16 protein-coding genes are annotated in these 17,642 nt (G+C 61.6%); 5 read left to right on the forward strand and 11 right to left on the reverse strand.

What is annotated here, in order from left to right; translation table 11 throughout:
• Nucleotides 1-47 precede the first annotated feature (47 nt).
• A complete protein-coding gene (locus tag ASE60_RS11295) occupies nt 48-1,010 on the reverse strand; it encodes a lytic transglycosylase domain-containing protein (RefSeq protein WP_244495596.1) in 963 nt (320 codons plus the stop codon).
• 80 nt (nt 1,011-1,090) lie between these two features.
• Nucleotides 1,091-1,600, reverse strand: coding sequence for a GNAT family N-acetyltransferase (locus ASE60_RS11300; protein WP_057250279.1), 510 nt, complete (start codon nt 1,598-1,600; stop codon nt 1,091-1,093).
• Between ASE60_RS11300 and ASE60_RS11305 the strand changes: the two genes are divergently transcribed.
• Nucleotides 1,581-2,207 (forward strand): XRE family transcriptional regulator, encoded by a 627-nt coding sequence (locus ASE60_RS11305; RefSeq protein WP_348272225.1) that lies wholly within the window; start codon nt 1,581-1,583, stop codon nt 2,205-2,207. The two genes, ASE60_RS11300 and ASE60_RS11305, sit on opposite strands and share 20 nt — an antisense overlap.
• Before the next feature lie 2 nt (nt 2,208-2,209).
• Here the strand turns inward: ASE60_RS11305 and ASE60_RS11310 are convergent, their stop codons facing one another.
• The 5 genes from ASE60_RS11310 to trxB all read right to left on the reverse strand — a co-directional run bounded on the left by ASE60_RS11310 (nt 2,210) and on the right by trxB (nt 7,142).
• On the reverse strand, nt 2,210-3,013 hold the full coding sequence (locus ASE60_RS11310) for an aminoglycoside phosphotransferase family protein (protein ID WP_057250281.1): 804 nt from the start codon (nt 3,011-3,013) through the stop codon (nt 2,210-2,212).
• Between the two features lie 65 nt (nt 3,014-3,078).
• Complete coding sequence (locus tag ASE60_RS11315; protein WP_057250282.1) at nt 3,079-4,200, reverse strand: alkene reductase; 1,122 nt, start codon at nt 4,198-4,200, stop codon at nt 3,079-3,081.
• Nucleotides 4,201-4,245: 45 nt separating this feature from the next.
• The gene (locus tag ASE60_RS11320; RefSeq protein ID WP_057250285.1) at nt 4,246-4,536 is read right to left on the reverse strand and encodes a metalloregulator ArsR/SmtB family transcription factor; all 291 of its coding nucleotides are present in this window, start codon (nt 4,534-4,536) and stop codon (nt 4,246-4,248) included.
• Nucleotides 4,537-5,153: 617 nt separating this feature from the next.
• Nucleotides 5,154-6,050, reverse strand: coding sequence for a LysR family transcriptional regulator VtlR (locus tag ASE60_RS11325; protein ID WP_034791460.1), 897 nt, complete (start codon nt 6,048-6,050; stop codon nt 5,154-5,156).
• A gap of 117 nt (nt 6,051-6,167) precedes the next feature.
• The gene (trxB, locus tag ASE60_RS11330) at nt 6,168-7,142 is read right to left on the reverse strand and encodes a thioredoxin-disulfide reductase (protein ID WP_057250287.1); all 975 of its coding nucleotides are present in this window, start codon (nt 7,140-7,142) and stop codon (nt 6,168-6,170) included.
• Between the two features lie 656 nt (nt 7,143-7,798).
• Between trxB and ASE60_RS11335 the strand changes: the two genes are divergently transcribed.
• From ASE60_RS11335 to ASE60_RS11345, 3 genes are read left to right on the forward strand one after another with little or no spacing between them, the layout of a single operon-like run.
• Nucleotides 7,799-8,269: an Lrp/AsnC family transcriptional regulator gene (locus tag ASE60_RS11335; protein WP_053247447.1), complete on the forward strand. Its 471-nt coding sequence runs from the start codon at nt 7,799-7,801 to the stop codon at nt 8,267-8,269.
• Between the two features lie 9 nt (nt 8,270-8,278).
• Entirely contained in the window at nt 8,279-9,100 is an 822-nt protein-coding gene (locus ASE60_RS11340; protein WP_057250288.1) for a glycosyltransferase family 2 protein, read from the forward strand.
• Between the two features lie 7 nt (nt 9,101-9,107).
• Nucleotides 9,108-10,130, forward strand: a complete 1,023-nt coding sequence (locus tag ASE60_RS11345) for a glycosyltransferase (RefSeq protein ID WP_057250290.1) — start codon at nt 9,108-9,110, stop codon at nt 10,128-10,130.
• 41 nt (nt 10,131-10,171) lie between these two features.
• Here ASE60_RS11345 and ASE60_RS11350 read toward each other — a convergent pair whose 3' ends face one another.
• Nucleotides 10,172-11,230, reverse strand: a complete 1,059-nt coding sequence (locus tag ASE60_RS11350) for a glycosyltransferase family 4 protein (protein WP_057250291.1) — start codon at nt 11,228-11,230, stop codon at nt 10,172-10,174.
• A gap of 86 nt (nt 11,231-11,316) precedes the next feature.
• Nucleotides 11,317-11,793, reverse strand: coding sequence for a transcription elongation factor GreA (greA, locus tag ASE60_RS11355; protein ID WP_057250354.1), 477 nt, complete (start codon nt 11,791-11,793; stop codon nt 11,317-11,319).
• Nucleotides 11,794-12,086: 293 nt separating this feature from the next.
• Here greA and ASE60_RS11360 point away from each other — a divergent pair, with 293 nt between their 5' ends.
• Nucleotides 12,087-13,577, forward strand: a complete 1,491-nt coding sequence (locus ASE60_RS11360; RefSeq protein ID WP_057250293.1) for an MFS transporter — start codon at nt 12,087-12,089, stop codon at nt 13,575-13,577.
• 28 nt (nt 13,578-13,605) lie between these two features.
• Here ASE60_RS11360 and ASE60_RS11365 read toward each other — a convergent pair whose 3' ends face one another.
• On the reverse strand, nt 13,606-13,881 hold the full coding sequence (locus ASE60_RS11365) for a hypothetical protein (RefSeq protein ID WP_063893379.1): 276 nt from the start codon (nt 13,879-13,881) through the stop codon (nt 13,606-13,608).
• 219 nt (nt 13,882-14,100) lie between these two features.
• On the reverse strand, nt 14,101-17,592 hold the full coding sequence (gene carB / locus ASE60_RS11370; RefSeq protein WP_057250295.1) for a carbamoyl-phosphate synthase large subunit: 3,492 nt from the start codon (nt 17,590-17,592) through the stop codon (nt 14,101-14,103).
• Nucleotides 17,593-17,642 lie beyond the last annotated feature (50 nt).

The raw sequence follows: 17,642 nt of genomic DNA on the forward strand, positions 1-17,642 counted from the left end.
CCCGGCGAAGCCGCTACGGCTAGCGGCACGGATGGCGCGTCGAACCGTCAGTTCCTGAAGACAAGGCAGGCGCCACCGCTCTTGCGAATGGTGGCGCAGAGCTTGTTTGCTTCCGCCTGGGTCTCGCGGCCGATGCGTGCGGCGTAGCGGATCCTGAGGCCAAAGCTGGCATTGCGCTCCCTGAGCAGGAGGGCCTTCTCGCTGCGGATCGGTTCCGGCAGGCGCTTGGCAGCACGCACAAACAATCGCTGCGCCACCGACTTCTGGAAGTGCGCGGCGAGTTGCACGCCCCAGGGCGCCCATTCGGCTTCGTCGATCACCTCGATATCGCGAAGGTTGCGGGTGCTGGCGAGCGCCACGCAACCATCGAGAAAGGTCTTGCCCTTGTCGAGCATCAGGTCGAGCGTCTTCGGTGGATTGTCGCGCCAGTCCTCGACGCTGTAGGCGGTGATCGCCAGGACGTAGTTGCGCGTCTCAGTCGGCAGCCAATCGACCTCGAGAAAACGCTCCAGCCCGTTTTCTCCGGCATTGTAGGCGGCGGCGGCAAAGCCGAGATTGCCGTAGCGCGACTTGAGCTCGTTCAGATATTCCGCCGACTTGCCCAGCGCTTCGACGACGTCGAAGCTGTTGTTGAGCCCCCGCATCTTCGCCGTTCCAGGCATGAACTGCGCGATCCCTTCGGCCCCCTTGGGGCTGACCGCATTCGGCCGGAACAGGCTTTCACGCCAGATCAGGCGGGCGAAGAAGGCCGCGGGCAGGTCGTTCACCGTCGCGTAATGGTCGATCACGCCGCAAACATCGCGGGCGAAATTCTCCTTGCTGATGCAGAGTGCCTTCGCCGGATCGATGACCGACCGCCCTGAATAGACGCATTTCGGTTGGGGGACGAGTTCATCGATACGAGCGGCCGCGGGGACCGCTCTGTATGCCGGAAGGCTGACAAGCAGCGCCAGCGCCGCTCTCGCGACCCGTGCCCAAGCGCCAGATCTCACCTTCCGCCGAAGACCCACGTTGAAGTGTTTCCAGAAACAATCCTTGCGCGTACATAGCATCTAAGACCGCCTCGACAAACGGTCATTGTCGAGGCGGCCTAGCGCGGCGAACCTGTCGGGAGCACCAATTGCATGAATGTCAGATCGAGCCAGCGGCCGAATTTCGTGCCAACCTCGCGCATGCGGCCGGTCTCGACAAAGCCCAGTTGGGCATGAAGGCGGATCGAGGCCGTGTTCTCCGATTCGATGCCCGCGATCATCACGTGTTTGCCCAGCCGTTCGGCCTCGGCGATCAGCGCGACCATGAGCTTGCGGCCAATGCCGCCGCCGCGCCGATGCTTGTGAACGTAGACGGAGTGCTCGACCGTGTGGCGATAGCCATCGAAGGCGCGCCAATCGCCAAAGGACGCATAACCGACGACGTCGCCTTCGTCGGAGACGGCCACAAGCACCGGATAGCCTGCGTCCGCGCGGGCCTTCAGCCATGCGGTTCGATTGGCGACATCCACCAGAGTCTCGTTCCAGATCGCTGTCGTGTTCGCCACGGCGTCGTTGTAGATTTCGCAGATGACTGGCAGATCGTCTTGGATGGCCGCCCTGATCAGCATGCTTGCTCCTCACATTCGTTCACTATATGACTACGATATGGATACTAAAGTAGACAGCCTGGATCAACGGCTCAGTGAACGAATTCGGCTCGAAAGAGAAGCGCGCGGCTGGTCGCTGAGCGAGCTTTCGGAGCGCTCGGGTGTCTCGCGTGCGATGATCCACAAGGTCGAGCGGGGCGACAGCAGCCCGACCGCGACATTGCTCGCCAAGCTTGCGGGCGCGTTCGGGCTCACCATGTCCAGCCTGATCGCGCGCGCAGAAATGAGCCAGAGCAGGCTGTCGCGACGCCAGGATCAATCGGTCTGGCGCGATCCACAAACAGGATATCTCCGGCGCCACGTGTCACCGATGTCCGAGCTGCCGCTCGAACTTGTCGAGATCGAGCTTCCGGCAGGCGCCGACGTGCCGATCCCGGCATCCGCCTATGCGCTTCATCGTCGATGGATGTGGGTGAAGCAGGGCAGCCTGACCTTTGTGGAAGGCGTTGAGACCCATATTCTCGGCGTGGGGGATTGCCTGGAGCTTGGCCCGCCGCAGGATTGCGTTTTCCGCAACGCCAGCGGCGAGACCTGTATCTACGCCGTCGTCCTGTTGAGGACCGGCTGAGCTCAACGGTCGAGCTCGGCGATTGCGATCTGCGCCATCGTCAGGTCGCTCTCCACGCCGAAGTCGTCACCGTCCTCCAGGAACCAGGCGGCGGAAAGCCCGGCATAGGCCAATACCCAATTCAGGATCCGGCGCGGGTGAAGGCCGGTCTCCTCGGCGACGATGGGCAGGTGCCGCTGCAGCCGGCCCGGCGCGGTTACCAGTGGCAGCTGCGGATTGCAGAACAGGTTGGCATAGTCGTAGCCGCGATCGCCAAGGACGCGCTTCGGGTCGATTGCCAGCCAGCCGCGGTCGCCGAAATCAAGGATGTTGGCGTGATGCACGTCGCCATGCAGCACGACAGGTGGTTCCGGAGCGGCAAACAGGCCTTTCGCCGCCGCAAGCGCACGGGCAAAAAAGCCGCCGTGAGCAGGAGCCGCCGCCTCAAGTGAAGCGAACCATTTGTCGAGCGGCACGAGATCCTGGGGAACGGGTGTCGAACGCGGAGCATGAAGCTCGGCAACCGTGCAGCAGATGATGCGCGTCACGTCTTCATCGCTTCCCGTCATCGCCATGTGGAACAGGTTGCGCTGGCTGTCCGTGCGCTCCATCAGGACGGCATCGCCATCGGACTCATAGATCTGCGCGGCGCCGTGCCCGTTCCAGTAGAGCATCGGCAGGCGACCGAACTTTTCCTCGGGATCCTGCGCGACTTTCAGCATCGCTGGCTGGTTGCGGTAGCGGACGGGATGAAGATGGCTGGAAGGCGTAATGATAATTTCGCCGTCAGGCTGCAATGACCATTTTTCAAAATATCTAGAAAACATAAGGAGTTAATTTCCCAATGGACAAATGCCCCGTCGGGTGACGGGGCATCGGCCATGTGGGAGCGTCAGGCAACCTGTTCAAGGGCCGGATAGTCGGTGTAGCCCCTGGCGCCACCACCATAGAAGGTCGTCTGATCCGGCGGGTTGAGCGGCGCGTCGAGCTTCAGCCGCTCGACGAGATCCGGATTGGCGATGAACGATTTGCCGAAAGCGACGAGATCGGCTTCGCCGTCCTTGATCGTCTTCACCGCCAGCGCTCTGTCATAGCCGTTGTTGGTCATCCAGGCAGCCTTGCCGCCAGCCGCGACATAGGCGGAACGCAGAGCGTCATAATCGAAAGGCCGGTCGCCCTGCTGGTGGTCACGTGGGCCGCCCGTCGCGCCTTCGATGATGTGGATGTAGGCGAGGGGATAGCGAGCGAGATTCTTGACCACATAGCCGAAGAGCGTTTGCGGCTCCGGATCGAAAACGTCGTTGGCCGGCGTCACGGGCGAAAGGCGGATGCCGACACGTCCGGCGCCAATTTCCTTCGTCACGGCATCCATGACCTCAAACAGGAAGCGGGCTCGGTTGTCGATCGAACCGCCGTAGGCATCCGTGCGGTGGTTCGAACCGGAACGCAGGAACTGGTCGATGAGATAGCCGTTGGCCGCATGGATCTCGATGCCATCGAAGCCGGCGTCGATCGCAGCGCGCGCAGCCATGCGGTAGTCCTCGACGATACCTCCGATCTCGGCGACATCAAGCGCGTGCGGTTCGGAGGTTTCGGCAAAGGAACCGGTACCGTCAGAATTGATCAGATAGGTCTTGGACTTGGCACGGATTGCAGAGGGCGCAACCGGCTTCAAACCATCCGGCTGCAGCGAATTGTGCGAGATACGGCCGACATGCCACATCTGGACGACGATCCGGCCACCCTTCGCATGCACCGCATCCGTCACCTTGCGCCAGCCTTCCAGTGCCTCCGGCGTATAGAGACCGGGCACGTCGGCATAGCCCTGGCCCTGCTGGGTGATCGCCGTTCCCTCGGTGATCAGCAAGCCGGCCGTCGCGCGCTGCTCGTAATAGGTGACGTTCAGTGTGTTCGGAACGGCGCCGGGAGAACGATTGCGTGTCAACGGCGCCATGACGATGCGGTTCTTCAGCGCGATGTCGCCAATGGTGATGGGGTCGAAAAGCGAGGCCATGGGAGGTCCTTTCATGGAGGTCTGCTTGGGAGGAGCTGTTTGCTTTTAGAGATCGCCGATGCTTTTGAGGAAGGCGGCAATCGCCTCTTCATCGCGGCGGTAGAAGATCCACTGGCCAACCCGGCGCGTTGTCACGAGGCCGGCGCGCTGAAGCACTGCGAGATGCGAGGAAACGGTCGACTGCGACAGGCCGCAGCGTTCGAACTGACCGGCGCATACGCCGAGATCGAGCGGATGTTCCTGTGTTGGGAAATGGAGCTGAGGCTCCTTCAGCCAGGCGAGGATGTTCACCCGCACTGGATGGGCAAGCGCCTTCAATATCTCGTCTCGATCCATTGTATATCGCCATATCGTGTTTTATCGATAGATGTATCGCCAAAACTCGATATTCAAATCACAAGACCGTGAACACCATGACGGCAAAAAAAGAGGGCCTCAAGAAAACTTGGGCCCTTGTAGTTGTGAAGGTAATAAGAACCTCCAGAGGGGAACAGCTAATGCGGTGGCGGGGGAGGAGGAGCCACCAAGAATGCATCAGCTGCATTTTGATATGGGAAGCGAAGTATCGGCTTTCAATAGCCGACTGTGATTTTCGTCACGGCTCGCTCGTCTTCAAACAGTAGACAAAAAAAGAGGGCCACAAGATGACTTGGGCCCTTATAAGTTGTGAAGGTAATTAAACCTCCAGAGGGGAACAGCTGCTGCGGTGGCACTGGGAGGAGAAGCCACCAAAGATGCATCAGCTGAGTTTGGTATGCTGCTTTTTTGGGCGGGCAGCAATCATTTAATATGCATGACAGCCATGTCATGTGCGCATCCCTGCCCATTTCTGCATCGCACAAAGAAAATGCGCCGCATAAAATAGAGGGCGCATTCAAAATATCAAATTAAAAACATATAGTTACGGGAACAGCCAAGAAATGCTCACAAAAAGAGCATTTGCCGATTGAATGTCAGAAGTTCCAGTTCCGGGCCTTGGCGACGATGTAATCGCGGAAGACCTTGAGCTTGGCGGCATTCTTCATCTCGTCCGGATAGCAGAAATAGGTATCGAACGAGGGGATGTCGGCGCTGATCGGAAGCTGTATGAGGCCCGGATCGCGGCCAACGATATAGTCAGGCAGCATCGCAACGCCGATGCCCAGGAGGCAGGCCCGCTTGATCGAGGTCTGGCTGTTGATCTGCAGGTGCGACACGCGCGGATTGTCGGAATCGCGGCCGGCGATTTCGAGCCAGTTGACGTCGAGCAGATAGTTCGGCGCCGGCTCACCGAAGGTGATGATGCGGTGATTGTCGAGATCCTCGACCGACTGCGGCTCGCCGTATTTGTTGATATAGGAGGGTGCTGCATAGACGTGCATGTGCACCGTGAACAGCTTGCGCTGAATGAGGTCCGACTGCTGCGGCTGGCGCAGGCGGATGGCGCAGTCCGCATGGCGCATGTTCACGTCGAGCTCTTCATTGTCGAGGATGAGCTGGACTTGCACGTCCGGGTGCAGCGACATGAACTCCTGGATCTTGTCGGTGAGCCAGCCCTGGCCGAGGCCGACGGTCGTGGTGATGCGCAGCTTGCCGCTTGGCTTGTCCGTGGTTTCGCTCAGCTGGACCTTGACGCTTTCGAGCTTCATCAGCACTTCGTGCGCCGTCCGGTAGAGGATCTCGCCCTGTTCGGTGAGGATCAGGCCGCGCGCATGGCGGTGGAACAGCTTGATGCCGACGTCCTGCTCAAGTGAGCTCACCTGCCGGCTGATCGCCGATTGCGAAAGATGGAGCTTGTCTGCCGCATGCGTGAACGACCCAGCCTCGGCCGCCGCGTGAAAAATGCGCAGTTTGTCCCAGTCCAGCGACATGAAGTCCCCCATAAGAAACCACTCCGGAAGACGGGGTCCTGTCTTCCGGATGTGGCTGATGCGTCTGTTCCCACACGGGGCTAGGTGCCTCAGCGGCACCACCCCGATTCGCAGCTTCTATTCGGCTGCAATTGCGACGGGCATATGACCCGCCAGGTATTTCTCGGTCTCGAGCGCTGCCATGCAGCCCATGCCGGCCGCCGTCACCGCCTGACGATAGATGTCGTCCGTCACGTCGCCTGCGGCAAAAACGCCGGGCACATCGGTCGCCGTCGAATCGGCCGCAGTCCACAGATAACCGTTGGACTTTTGCCGAAGCTTGCCTTTGAAAAGTTCGACCGCCGGGGCGTGACCAATCGCGACGAACACCCCGTCGGTGACCATGTCGGAGGTTTCGCCGGTCTTGGTGTTGCGCAGCTTCACGCCGTCGACCGAGGCGGGCATCGGCGGCTTGGCCGGTGCGCCCAGATATTCGACGACCTCGTGGTCCCAGATCACCTTGACATTCGGCTTGGCGAACAGGCGCTCCTGCAGGATTTTCTCGGCGCGGAAGGAATCGCGGCGGTGCACAACGGTGACGGTCTTGGCAAGGTTCGACAGGTAAAGCGCTTCTTCGACGGCCGAGTTGCCGCCGCCGACGACGATGACATCCTTGTTGCGATAGAAGAAACCGTCGCAGGTGGCGCAGGCCGAGACGCCGAAGCCCATGAAGGTCGGCTCGGTCTCGATCCCGAGCCACTTCGCCTTGGCGCCGGTGGCGATGATCAGGGCGTCCGCCGTCCAGTCGGTGCCGCTATCGGTCTTGATGCGGAACGGGCGCACGGACAGATCGACGTCGGTCACGAGATCGTTGACGATCTCGGCGCCGACATGGGTCGCCTGCTTCAGCATCTGCTCCATCATCCACGGGCCCTGGACCGGATCGGCATAGCCCGGATAATTCTCCACGTCGGTGGTGATCATCAACTGGCCGCCCTGTTCCAGGCCGGCGATCAGCACCGGCTCGAGCAGGGCGCGCGCCGTATAGATGGCGGCCGTATAACCGGCGGGGCCGGAGCCGATGATCAGCACTTTCACGTGACGGGCAGTCATAGTCTTGTCCTTCGTTCACGGGGAGAGGGAACGCTCTCGTCCGATTCCATTGCGTCAATGGGAAATAGTTCCATAGTTTAGGTATTCCCTACCATGACTTTCAAGGGCGTCGGCCCTGATACACACAAGTGCTTGAGCGCCAAGCCTAGTTTTGCCACCAGATGACGCGTTTGTGCACCAGGTTCGGCCATCTGATCCGTCTTTACCGAGCCATGCGCCGGGAACAGTGCGACAGCGGAATGAATGCCGCATCGGGCCAAGCCGATGCCGCTTCTGACGGTGGCGGCCCATTTTTGCGGTAAGACCGGTGTCAGCCATGCCATTTTCCCGCGAATAGTCGGCGGGACTGCTTGTTGTCCAGCGGGTTTGGCGATATTTCACGCGGATTCACTTTGCTGGAGAAGCATATGGGGTTGAATGCCGGCCGTGCTTGGTTCCATCGCGCTGCGCTCGGCCACGCACCGACTCGAGACGACCTCGCCCTTTTGGGGCGCGCCTTGCCGAGAATCTCGACCGAGATGATCGCGGCTGCGCCGGGATAGGGGACGCACCAGTCAATATCGCCGGCCATCGGGGCCAGCTCAACCATCAGCAAATACAAAGTTTTTGACTTTGCCCTCGCGCAAAAAGTCACCACGCAAAAAGGACGAACGTTCATGACGAAACAAGTCGAGCTCGACGCAATCGATCTCAAGATCCTTCGCGAGCTCCAGCGTGATGGCCGGATGACCAATGTCGATCTAGCCCAAAGGGTCGGCATCTCTGCGCCGCCGTGCCTCAGGCGCGTGCGCAAGCTCGAGGAAACAGGCGTCATCAAGGGCTATCACGCGCTGCTGAATGCACCGGCACTCGGCTTCGATCTCGTCGCCTTCTGTATGGTGGGTCTGAAGCGCCAGTCGGAAGCTGACCTGAAGGCTTTTGCCGCGGCAACGGCCGAATGGCAGATCGTCCGCCAAGCCTGGACAGTTTCCGGCGAAAGCGACTTTTTGCTGCATTGTGTCGCCGAGAATCTGACGGCTTTCCAGGATTTCGTCATCGAAGTGCTGACGGCCAACGAACGGGTAGACACGGTGCGCACGATGCTGACCATTCGCCAGGTCAAGGATATCGGCCTCGTTCAGATCTAAGGCCCGCCCATGAACAAGCTTCCGCTTTCCGCCTTCATCATCTGCCAGAACGAAGAAGCCTACCTCGGCAATTGCATCGAGAGCCTCGAGCAATGCGCGGAAATCGTCATCGTCGATTCCGGCTCGACCGACGGCACGCCGGCACTCGTGCAGTCCTATATCGACGAGGGCTGGCCGATCCGTTTCCTGCATGAGCCGTGGCGAGGGTATGCCGGTCAGAAGCAGTTTGCGCTCGACCAGTGCACGCAGCCGTGGTGCCTCAACATCGATTCCGACGAGCGCCTGGACGAGCCACTGAAGGCGCTGCTGCCATCGCTGCTCGATGCACCGGCGGAGACGGTCGGCTGGCGCGTCGCCCGCAGGCCCTATCTGATCGGTTACGGCTACACGCCCGAGCGCGTCCACGAAAGGCGGAACCTCAGACTGATCCGCCAGGGCAGGGGACGCTACGACCTCAATCAGAAGGTCCATGAGGGGATCGTTCCGGACGGTGCCGTCAGTGCCGCACGCAAGGGAAGCCTGCTGCATTACCGGCCGCTGATCATCGACGAGCAGATCCTCAAGGAAAACAAATATTCGACGCTGAAGGCAGACCAGCAGTTTGCGGCCGGAAAGTCCGCGCGACCCTACAAGATGCTGTTCAGCCCACCGCTCTATTTCTACCGGCTCTATTTCCGCAATGGCCTTTGGCGCTGCGGCTTTCCGGGTTTCATCGAAGCGACGACGGGGGCGGTCTACGCCTTCCTGACCGCAGCCAAGATCTATCAGAGGCACGCGCTGAAGCGCCGTCCGAACCATGACGACATGGATCGGCGCCAGACCAGCCCGTGAGGTTCCCATGAAAATCATGCACTTTCATTTCGGCAAGGACGGCGGCGCAGAGCGCTTCTTCGTTCATCTGGTGAATGCGCTTGGCGAGCGCGGCGTCGAGCAGACCTCGGTCATCCGGCCCGGACGCATCTGGCGGAAGGATATCGAAGGTGCAACGCGCATCATCGAAAGCAATTTCCGCAACCTGTCGCTCGACCGGATCCTTTTGCCGATGAAGGTCAGCAGCATGGCGCGCCGCGAGAAGCCGGACGCGCTCTTTGCCTGGATGCCGCGCGCCAGCCGCCTCATGCCGAACTACAAGGGCTGCATCAAGATTTCCCGCCTCGGCGACTATCCGCTGCGTCTCGACTATTTCCGCAATACCGATTGTCTCGTCTGCAACACGCCCGGAATTGCCGAGCATGTGCGCAAGATCGGCTGGAAACGCGACGTCGAAGTGATCTCCAACTTCACCGGGACGGAACGCGTCGCGCCAGTCAGTCGCGCCACGCTCGACACGCCGGAGAATGTGCCGGTCGTCATGTCGATGGGGCGGTTCGTGCCGCGCAAGGGCTTCCACACCCTGATCCAGGCGATCGCCAAGGTGCCGGACGCCTATCTCTGGCTGATCGGCGACGGCGAGGAGCGGGAAAACCTCGAGAAACTTGCGGCCGACCTCGGGGTGGCAAAGCGCGTACGCTTTGCTGGCTGGCAGAAGGATACGCGGCCTTTCCTCGCTGCCTCGGACATTTTCGTCATGGCATCGAGCCATGAACCGCTCGGCAATGTCATCCTCGAGGCCTGGGCCCAGGGCACGCCGGTCGTCTCCAGCCGTTCGGAAGGGCCGCAATGGTTCATGCGCGACGGCGAGAACGGCTTGATGGTCGATATCGGCGACGCCGACGGTTTCGCCCAGGCGATCGACCGCATCGCGAGCGACGCGTCACTGGGCGAACGCCTCGCCGAACGCGGCCACGAGACCTTGATGAACCAGTTCTCAAAACAGGCGATCACTGACGCCTACTTGAAGCTCTTCGCTTCAAAACGCTGAGCTAATTTCGCTCGCGCGGCTGCCACACGAATGGCAGCCGATCAGGAACGCATCAGCCGTTCGTAGACGGCGTTGATCGCACGGGCCTCGCCCTCGATGGCGAAGGAGGCGCAGGTGAGCCCCAGGCCGTTGGCGCCTGCCATCGTGCGGCGGCGATCATCATCCATGAAGCCGGCAGTCGCCTCAACCATCGCCTGCAGATCGTTTGCCGCAATGACCGTACCGGTTTCCTGCTCGCCGACGACGACCAGTTCCGAAAACGCACCGACATCGGTCGCAATAACCGGCACACCGGTTGCCATGGCTTCGAGCGGCGTCAGGCCAAAACCTTCCCAGCGCTGCGGCGCGATGAAGAGATCAAGCGCGCGATACCAATCGGGAATGTTGGTGTGCTCGCCGACGAAACGAATGCGGTCCGTCAGCCCGGCCTTTGCGACCCGTTCCTTCAACTCGTTCTCGAACGCCACATGCGGGCCGGTCGCGCGCCCCGCGACGATGGCGCTCCAGCCCGGCCGGCAGGGGAGCAACGCGATCATGCTATCGACGAAGAGATCGGTTCCCTTCTGCTTACGCACCCGTCCGAAGCAGCCGACATATTTCTGCGCCGGATCGAGCCCGAGCGCAGACTTGGCGGCGACTGTATCCGCCGGCGGCTGGAAGCGTTTCGTGTCGATGCCGTGCAGGATGACCGTGTTCGGCACTTCGAGATAGGCGGCGGTCTTGCCGCTCGTCGCAATCACCGCATCCATCCTGGAGATCAGGAACTTGCTCCAGCCGGTGTGGCGCCGCTGCGAAGCCGAGGTGAAGACGATCTTCAGCTTCATACCGAGCAGATCGCGCAGCACGATTGCCGGCAGCATCTCGACGTTACGGCGTGCATGCCAGACCCGGCAGGGGCGGCCATCCGGTGCGCTCCACAAGCGCAGGAGATCGCGGAATCGGATCGAGGGCAGGGTGTCCGGCAGCCCCGGGCCAAGCACGGCGACCTTTTCGCCAAGCGCGCGCTGGATCGGAACCAACTGGATAATGGTGGACGTCACGCCCGAGAGGCGGCGCTTGAAATTGGGAGCGATGACCTCGACGTTCCGGATATCGGCCACGAAAGCGCACTCCTTGCGCGAGCAACGTTCGTCTTTTGGAAAGAGAGAAATGGGGCGAAGGGAGGCTTCGCCCCTGCCGGGGCTGATCAGCCCCAGTTGACCGCGAGAATTTCGTAGGCCTTGGAGCCGCCGGGGGCGTTCACTTCGATGGAATCGCCGACTTCCTTGCCGATCAGGGCGCGCGCGATCGGCGACGAGATCGAGATGCGGCCAGCCTTCACGTCGGCTTCCTGGTCGCCGACGATCTGATAGGTCTTTTCTTCTTCGGTGTCTTCGTCGACCAGCTTGACCTTGGCGCCGAACTTGATCTTGGAGCCGGACATCTTCGAGAGATCAATGACTTCCGCGCGGGCGATCAAGTCTTCGAGCTCGGTGACGCGGCCTTCGTTGTGGCTCTGCGCCTCCTTGGCGGCATGGTATTCGGCATTTTCCGACAGGTCGCCATGTGCACGGGCTTCGGCAATCGCCTCGATGATTCGTGGTCGTTCTTCCTGCTGGCGCCAGCGCAGCTCCTCCTGCAGGTTGACGAATCCACCCCGTGTCATCGGCACTTTTTCGACCATTTCATTGTCCTTCATCAAGCACGAGGCGCCGCCCTTTGGGCGGCGCCAACGCAAAAGAAAACGGTCTCCGGCGCGTAAACACCGGAACCGTCCGAAACTTCGAACCTTCGTTATAGCAGAAACGGAAGCGCGAAAGCCAGATATTTCGCCACCATCCACCGAAGCCAACAAACCATCCGCAACTTGTAGACGAAGGAAACCGGTGGCAAGTTTTGCAGAAACAGCTTTACCTCAACTGCGGTTGAGGTCGTATCAGAACTGCTCCTGCAAAATATCACGAGGAAGCATGGCCCATGGATCTGGCCAAGGATCACCACATCAAGACAGGCCCGAACGCGGAGCCGCAAGCGGATGGCCGCTGGAGCGAACTGCTCCGGCCCGACTATCTGGCGGCAACGGTCACACTTTGCCTTGGGGTCGCACTCTTTGCGTTCAATGAATTTTTCATTTCGACGGCGCTACCGACGGCTGTCGCGCAGATCAGCGGCGCCACGCTGCTTTCATGGGCGGTTACGCTCTATCTCGTCTTTGCGATTCTCGGCGGGGCGCTTGCCGCCAATCTGAAGGCGAGGTTCGGCGCACGTGGCACGCTGATTGCTGCCGCCGTCGTATTTGTCGCCGGAACCATGATCGCGACGACCGCGAGCAGCATGCCGCAGGTGCTTGCCGGACGGGTGTTCCAGGGATTCGGCGAAGGTATCATCGCCGCGGTCTGCTACGCACTGATCCCGGAACTCTTCCCGCCGCGGCTGGTGCCGAAGGTCTTCGGAGCCGAAGCCATCGTCTGGGCGATGGCTGCCTTTGGCGGTCCGCTCGTCTCCGGCTTCCTGACGGAACATTGGTCCTGGCGGGCGGCCTTCGGCGTCAATATTCCGGCAGCCGCAATCTTCGTCGTGCTCGTCCTCGCCATCGTGCCGGCACAGAAGATACCAACCACGAAATCACGTCCGATCCCGCTTCTACGGTTGGTCATCGTCGGCACCGGCATATTGCTGATATCGGTATCGACCACGGCCAGAAGCGTCCCCTTGATGGTCGCAGCGCTAGCGACAGCGCTAACGATCCTCTGGGCGGTGGTCCAGACCGACCGGCGCGCAGAACATTCGATCCTGCCTGCCGGCGCTTTCACGCTCGCAAAACCGCTCGGCACCGGCCTTTGGGTGGTGCTGCTGATGCCGCTGGCGCAGGCATCCGGCTCGATCTACCTCATCTACGGCCTGCAGCACGTGTGGAACTTCAGCCCGACGGCCGCCGGCTTTTCCGGCGCGCTGATGGCGATCTCCTGGAGCCTGACCGCAATTCTCGTTGCGAGCCTGCGCTCACATGATCTGCGCGTGAAGCTGATCCAGGCCGGGCCGGCTCTTCTCAGTATCGGACTTGCCGGCCTGACGATCGCGGTCGCCATCGACGAATTCCGCCTGGTCTTTCCGAGCCAGATCGCGATTGGCGCCGGCTTTGGCATCTCCTGGGGCACGCTCAGCCAGTTGATGATGGATGTGTCGCCGCATAAGGAACGCGACAAGACGTCAGCCTTTTTGCCGACGCTGCAATCGGCCGGCTACGCCATCGGTGCTGCAATCTGCGGGCTTACCGCAAATCTCCGCGGCTTTGACGAGAAGGCAAGCGTGGCGACGATGCATGGCGCATTGTTCACCGTCTTTGTGGTCGCATCCGTGATATCGACGGCATCGCTCTATTTCGGCGTCAGAACCGTGCGGCTTGCAGACAAACGATCACGGCACGCCCAAGGAGGAGCGGCGCTCGGGGCGCTCGCAGGAGACTAGAGCGCCGTGCGTTCAGACAGATGACGTTCTAGGCAGCTGCGTGGAGCGGCGTACCGACGTGACGGCGCCCAAGAAGCGCCCGTTGCTCGCCGCCGCGCCCGATCGATGGCACGATCGTTGCGAGCAGCCTGCGATTGCTGGAGAAGACTTCGACCTTCAGCGATCCATAGTCCGCGTCGCGGCCGATCTTGTCGGCGATGCGCTGACCATAATAGAGGGCCGAGCCCTCATCGAAATGGATGATGCCGTCCTCGTCGACGAAGTGCTCGTCGCCGCAATGCAGATCGAAGAAATAGAGTTGCACGATCTTGCCCCATATCGCGCCATGCCGGAGGTTTCTCCGATCCCGAAGTGCGCAGGCGTATAAGAGCATGGTGCGGAAGAATGCAGGCTGAACCGCTCGTTCATCGGGCATTCAGCCGGAGGTGCCGGACATAGGTCGCGCCATACGGCATCCCACACGGACGATCGTTTCGCGGGGAGCGAAAACGGCGCGCGAGATTGTCGCGCGCCGCTCGTCGTATCAGGCCTTGAAATAGCTCTGCAGCGGACGCACTTCGAGGCTGCCGGCCTTCAGCGCCTTGATCGCATGGGCTGCCGCTTCCGCGCCGGCCATGGTGGTGTAGTAGGGCACCTTCTGCATCAGCGTCGCGCGGCGAAGCGACTTGGAGTCCGAGATCGCCTTGTTGCCGTCGGTCGTGTTGATGACGAGCTGGACGTGACGGTTGCGGATCGCGTCTTCGACGTGCGGCCGGCCTTCCTGGACCTTGTTGACCTTGGTGGCGGCAATGCCGTTTTCACCGAGGAAACGCGCGGTGCCGGCCGTGGCCATGACCTTGAAGCCGATATCGACGAGAATGCGGATCGCCGGAAGAACCCGGGTCTTGTCCTCGTCGCGCACCGAAACGAACACCGTTCCATCGCGCGGCAGGTCGACGCCTGCGCCGAGCTGCGACTTGGCGAAGGCCAGCGCATAGTCGGTGTCGAGACCGATGACTTCGCCGGTCGAGCGCATTTCCGGACCGAGTAGCGTGTCGACGCCGGGGAAGCGGGCGAAGGGGAAGACCGCTTCCTTCACCGCAATGTGCTTCAGGTTGCGCGGATCCGGCTTCTCGCCATAGGCGGCGATCGCGACGTCGAGCGTTTCGCCGGCCATCACGCGGGCTGCGATCTTGGCGATCGGCGCGCCGATCGTCTTCGCGACGAAGGGCACGGTACGCGATGCGCGCGGGTTGACTTCAAGCACGTAGATCGTGCCGTCCTTGATGGCGAACTGCACGTTCATCAGGCCGCCGACATTGAGCGCCTTGGCAAGCGCTGCCGTCTGGCGTTCGAGTTCGTCGACCATGGCCGTGTCGAGCGTATGCACCGGCAGCGAGCAGGCGCTGTCGCCCGAGTGGATACCGGCTTCCTCGATGTGTTCCATGATGCCCGAGACGAAGACGTCCTTGCCGTCGCAGAGGCAGTCGACGTCCACTTCCGTGGCATTCGTCAGGTAGCTGTCGAAGAGCAGCGGGTTCTTGCCGAGCAGCGTGTTGATCTGGCCGGTCTTGTCGTTCGGGTAGCGCTGCTTGATGTCTTCCGGAACCAGGCCCGGAACCGTGTCGAGCAGATAGGTCTGCAGCATGCTTTCCGAATGAATGATCTGCATGGCGCGGCCGCCAAGAACGTAGGACGGGCGCACGACCAGCGGGAAGCCGATCTCGGCAGCGACCAGGCGGGCCTGCTCGACCGAGTAGGCGATGCCGTTGCGCGGCTGGTTGAGGTCGAGCTTCATCAGCAGCTTCTGGAAGCGGTCGCGGTCCTCGGCAAGGTCGATCATGTCGGGTGCCGTGCCGAGGATCGGGATGCCGTTCTTTTCCAGCGCTTCGGCCAGCTTCAGCGGCGTCTGGCCGCCGAACTGCACGATGACGCCGACGAGTTCGCCATTTTCCTGTTCGGCGCGCATGATCTCGATCACGTCTTCGGCCGTCAGCGGCTCGAAATAGAGGCGATCGGAGGTGTCGTAGTCGGTCGAAACCGTCTCCGGGTTGCAGTTGATCATGATCGCTTCGTAGCCGGCATCCTTCAGCGCGAATGCCGCGTGGCAGCAGCAGTAGTCGAACTCGATGCCCTGGCCGATACGGTTCGGACCACCACCAAGGATAACGACCTTCTTGCGGTCGGAAACCCCAGCTTCCGACCGGGCGGCACCGACGAAGGGCGTTTCGTAGGTCGAGTACATGTAAGCGGTCGGCGAGGCGAATTCGGCGGCGCAGGTATCGATGCGCTTGTAGACCGGGCGAACATTCAGCGCGTTGCGCAGTTCGGCCACTTCCTTCGGGCGCTTGCCGCCGAGCGTAGCGAGGCGCGCATCGGAGAAGCCCATGGCCTTCAGCATGCGCAGGTTCTCGGCATCCTGGGGCAGGCCGTGCTCGCGGATGCGTGCCTCCATGTCGACGATCGCCTTGAACTGGGCGATGAACCACGGATCGATCTTGCTCGCCTCGTGAACATCTGCCTCGCTCATGCCGAGGCGGAGCGCCTGGGCAACCATACGCAGCCGGTCCGGCGTCGGCGTGCCGATCGCGGCGCGGATGGCGTTGCGGCCATCGCCGTTGTCGTCCATGTCGGGGATTTCGATTTCGTCGAGGCCGGTGAGGCCGGTCTCAAGGCCACGCAGCGCCTTCTGCAGCGATTCGGCAAAGGTGCGGCCGATCGCCATGACTTCGCCGACCGACTTCATCGCGGTGGTCAGGACCGGCGAGGCGCCCGGGAACTTCTCGAAGGCGAAGCGCGGGATTTTGGTGACGACGTAGTCGATCGAGGGCTCGAAGGAGGCCGGCGTCGCGCCGCCGGTGATGTCGTTGTCGAGTTCGTCCAGCGTGTAGCCGATGGCGAGCTTCGCCGCGATCTTTGCGATCGGGAAGCCGGTCGCCTTGGAGGCGAGCGCCGAGGAGCGCGATACGCGCGGGTTCATTTCGATGACGACCAGACGGCCGTCCTTCGGGTTGACGGCAAACTGCACGTTCGAGCCGCCGGTCTCGACGCCGATCTCGCGCAGAACCGCGATCGAGGCGTTGCGCATGATCTGGTATTCCTTGTCGGTCAGCGTCAGCGCCGGAGCAACGGTGATCGAATCGCCGGTGTGCACGCCCATCGGATCGATGTTTTCGATCGAGCAGATGATGATGCAGTTGTCCGCCGTGTCGCGGACGACCTCCATTTCGTATTCCTTCCAGCCGAGCACCGATTCTTCGATCAGCACTTCGGTGGTGGGCGAAGCGTCGAGGCCACTGCCGACGATGTCGAAGAATTCCGTGCGGTTATAGGCGATACCGCCACCGGTGCCGCCGAGCGTGAAGGACGGGCGGATGATCGCGGGCAGGCCAACATCGTCGAGCGCCTGCGCGGCGATCGCCATCGCATGGTTCAGATAGCGCTGCTTGCGGTCGCCTTCACCGAGGTTCCACTGGTTCTCCAGCTCGTCGAGCGCCTTGTCGAGGTCCGGGCCGGACAGTCGGCCCTTCAGTTCGGCGCGCTCGGCCTCATGCACCTTGCGGTCATGGTCCTTGATGTCGGTGGCGTTCGCCAGCCGCGACTTCGGCGTCTCCAGGCCGATCTTCGCCATCGCCTCGCGGAAGAGGGCACGGTCTTCGGCCTTGTCGATCGCGTCGGGCTTGGCACCGATCATCTCGACATTGTAGCGGTCGAGAACGCCCATACGGCGCAGCGACAGTGCGGTGTTGAGCGCGGTCTGGCCGCCCATGGTCGGGAGCAGCGCGTCCGGGCGCTCCTTGGCGATGATCTTGGCGACGACTTCCGGGGTGATCGGCTCGACATAGGTCGCATCGGCGAGGCCCGGATCGGTCATGATCGTCGCTGGGTTGGAGTTGACGAGGATGACGCGGTAGCCTTCCTCCTTCAGCGCCTTACAGGCCTGGGTGCCGGAATAGTCGAATTCGCATGCCTGACCGATGACGATCGGCCCCGCGCCGATGATAAGAATGGACTTGATATCTTGGCGCTTCGGCATGGTCGGTCATCCGTTTCTAGCTGCGCGAAAAACCGGCCAAAGTGGGAGGT

The sequence above is a fragment of the Ensifer sp. Root278 genome, from assembly GCF_001429285.1.
In the GTDB taxonomy this organism is placed as follows: Bacteria; Pseudomonadota; Alphaproteobacteria; order Rhizobiales; family Rhizobiaceae; genus Ensifer.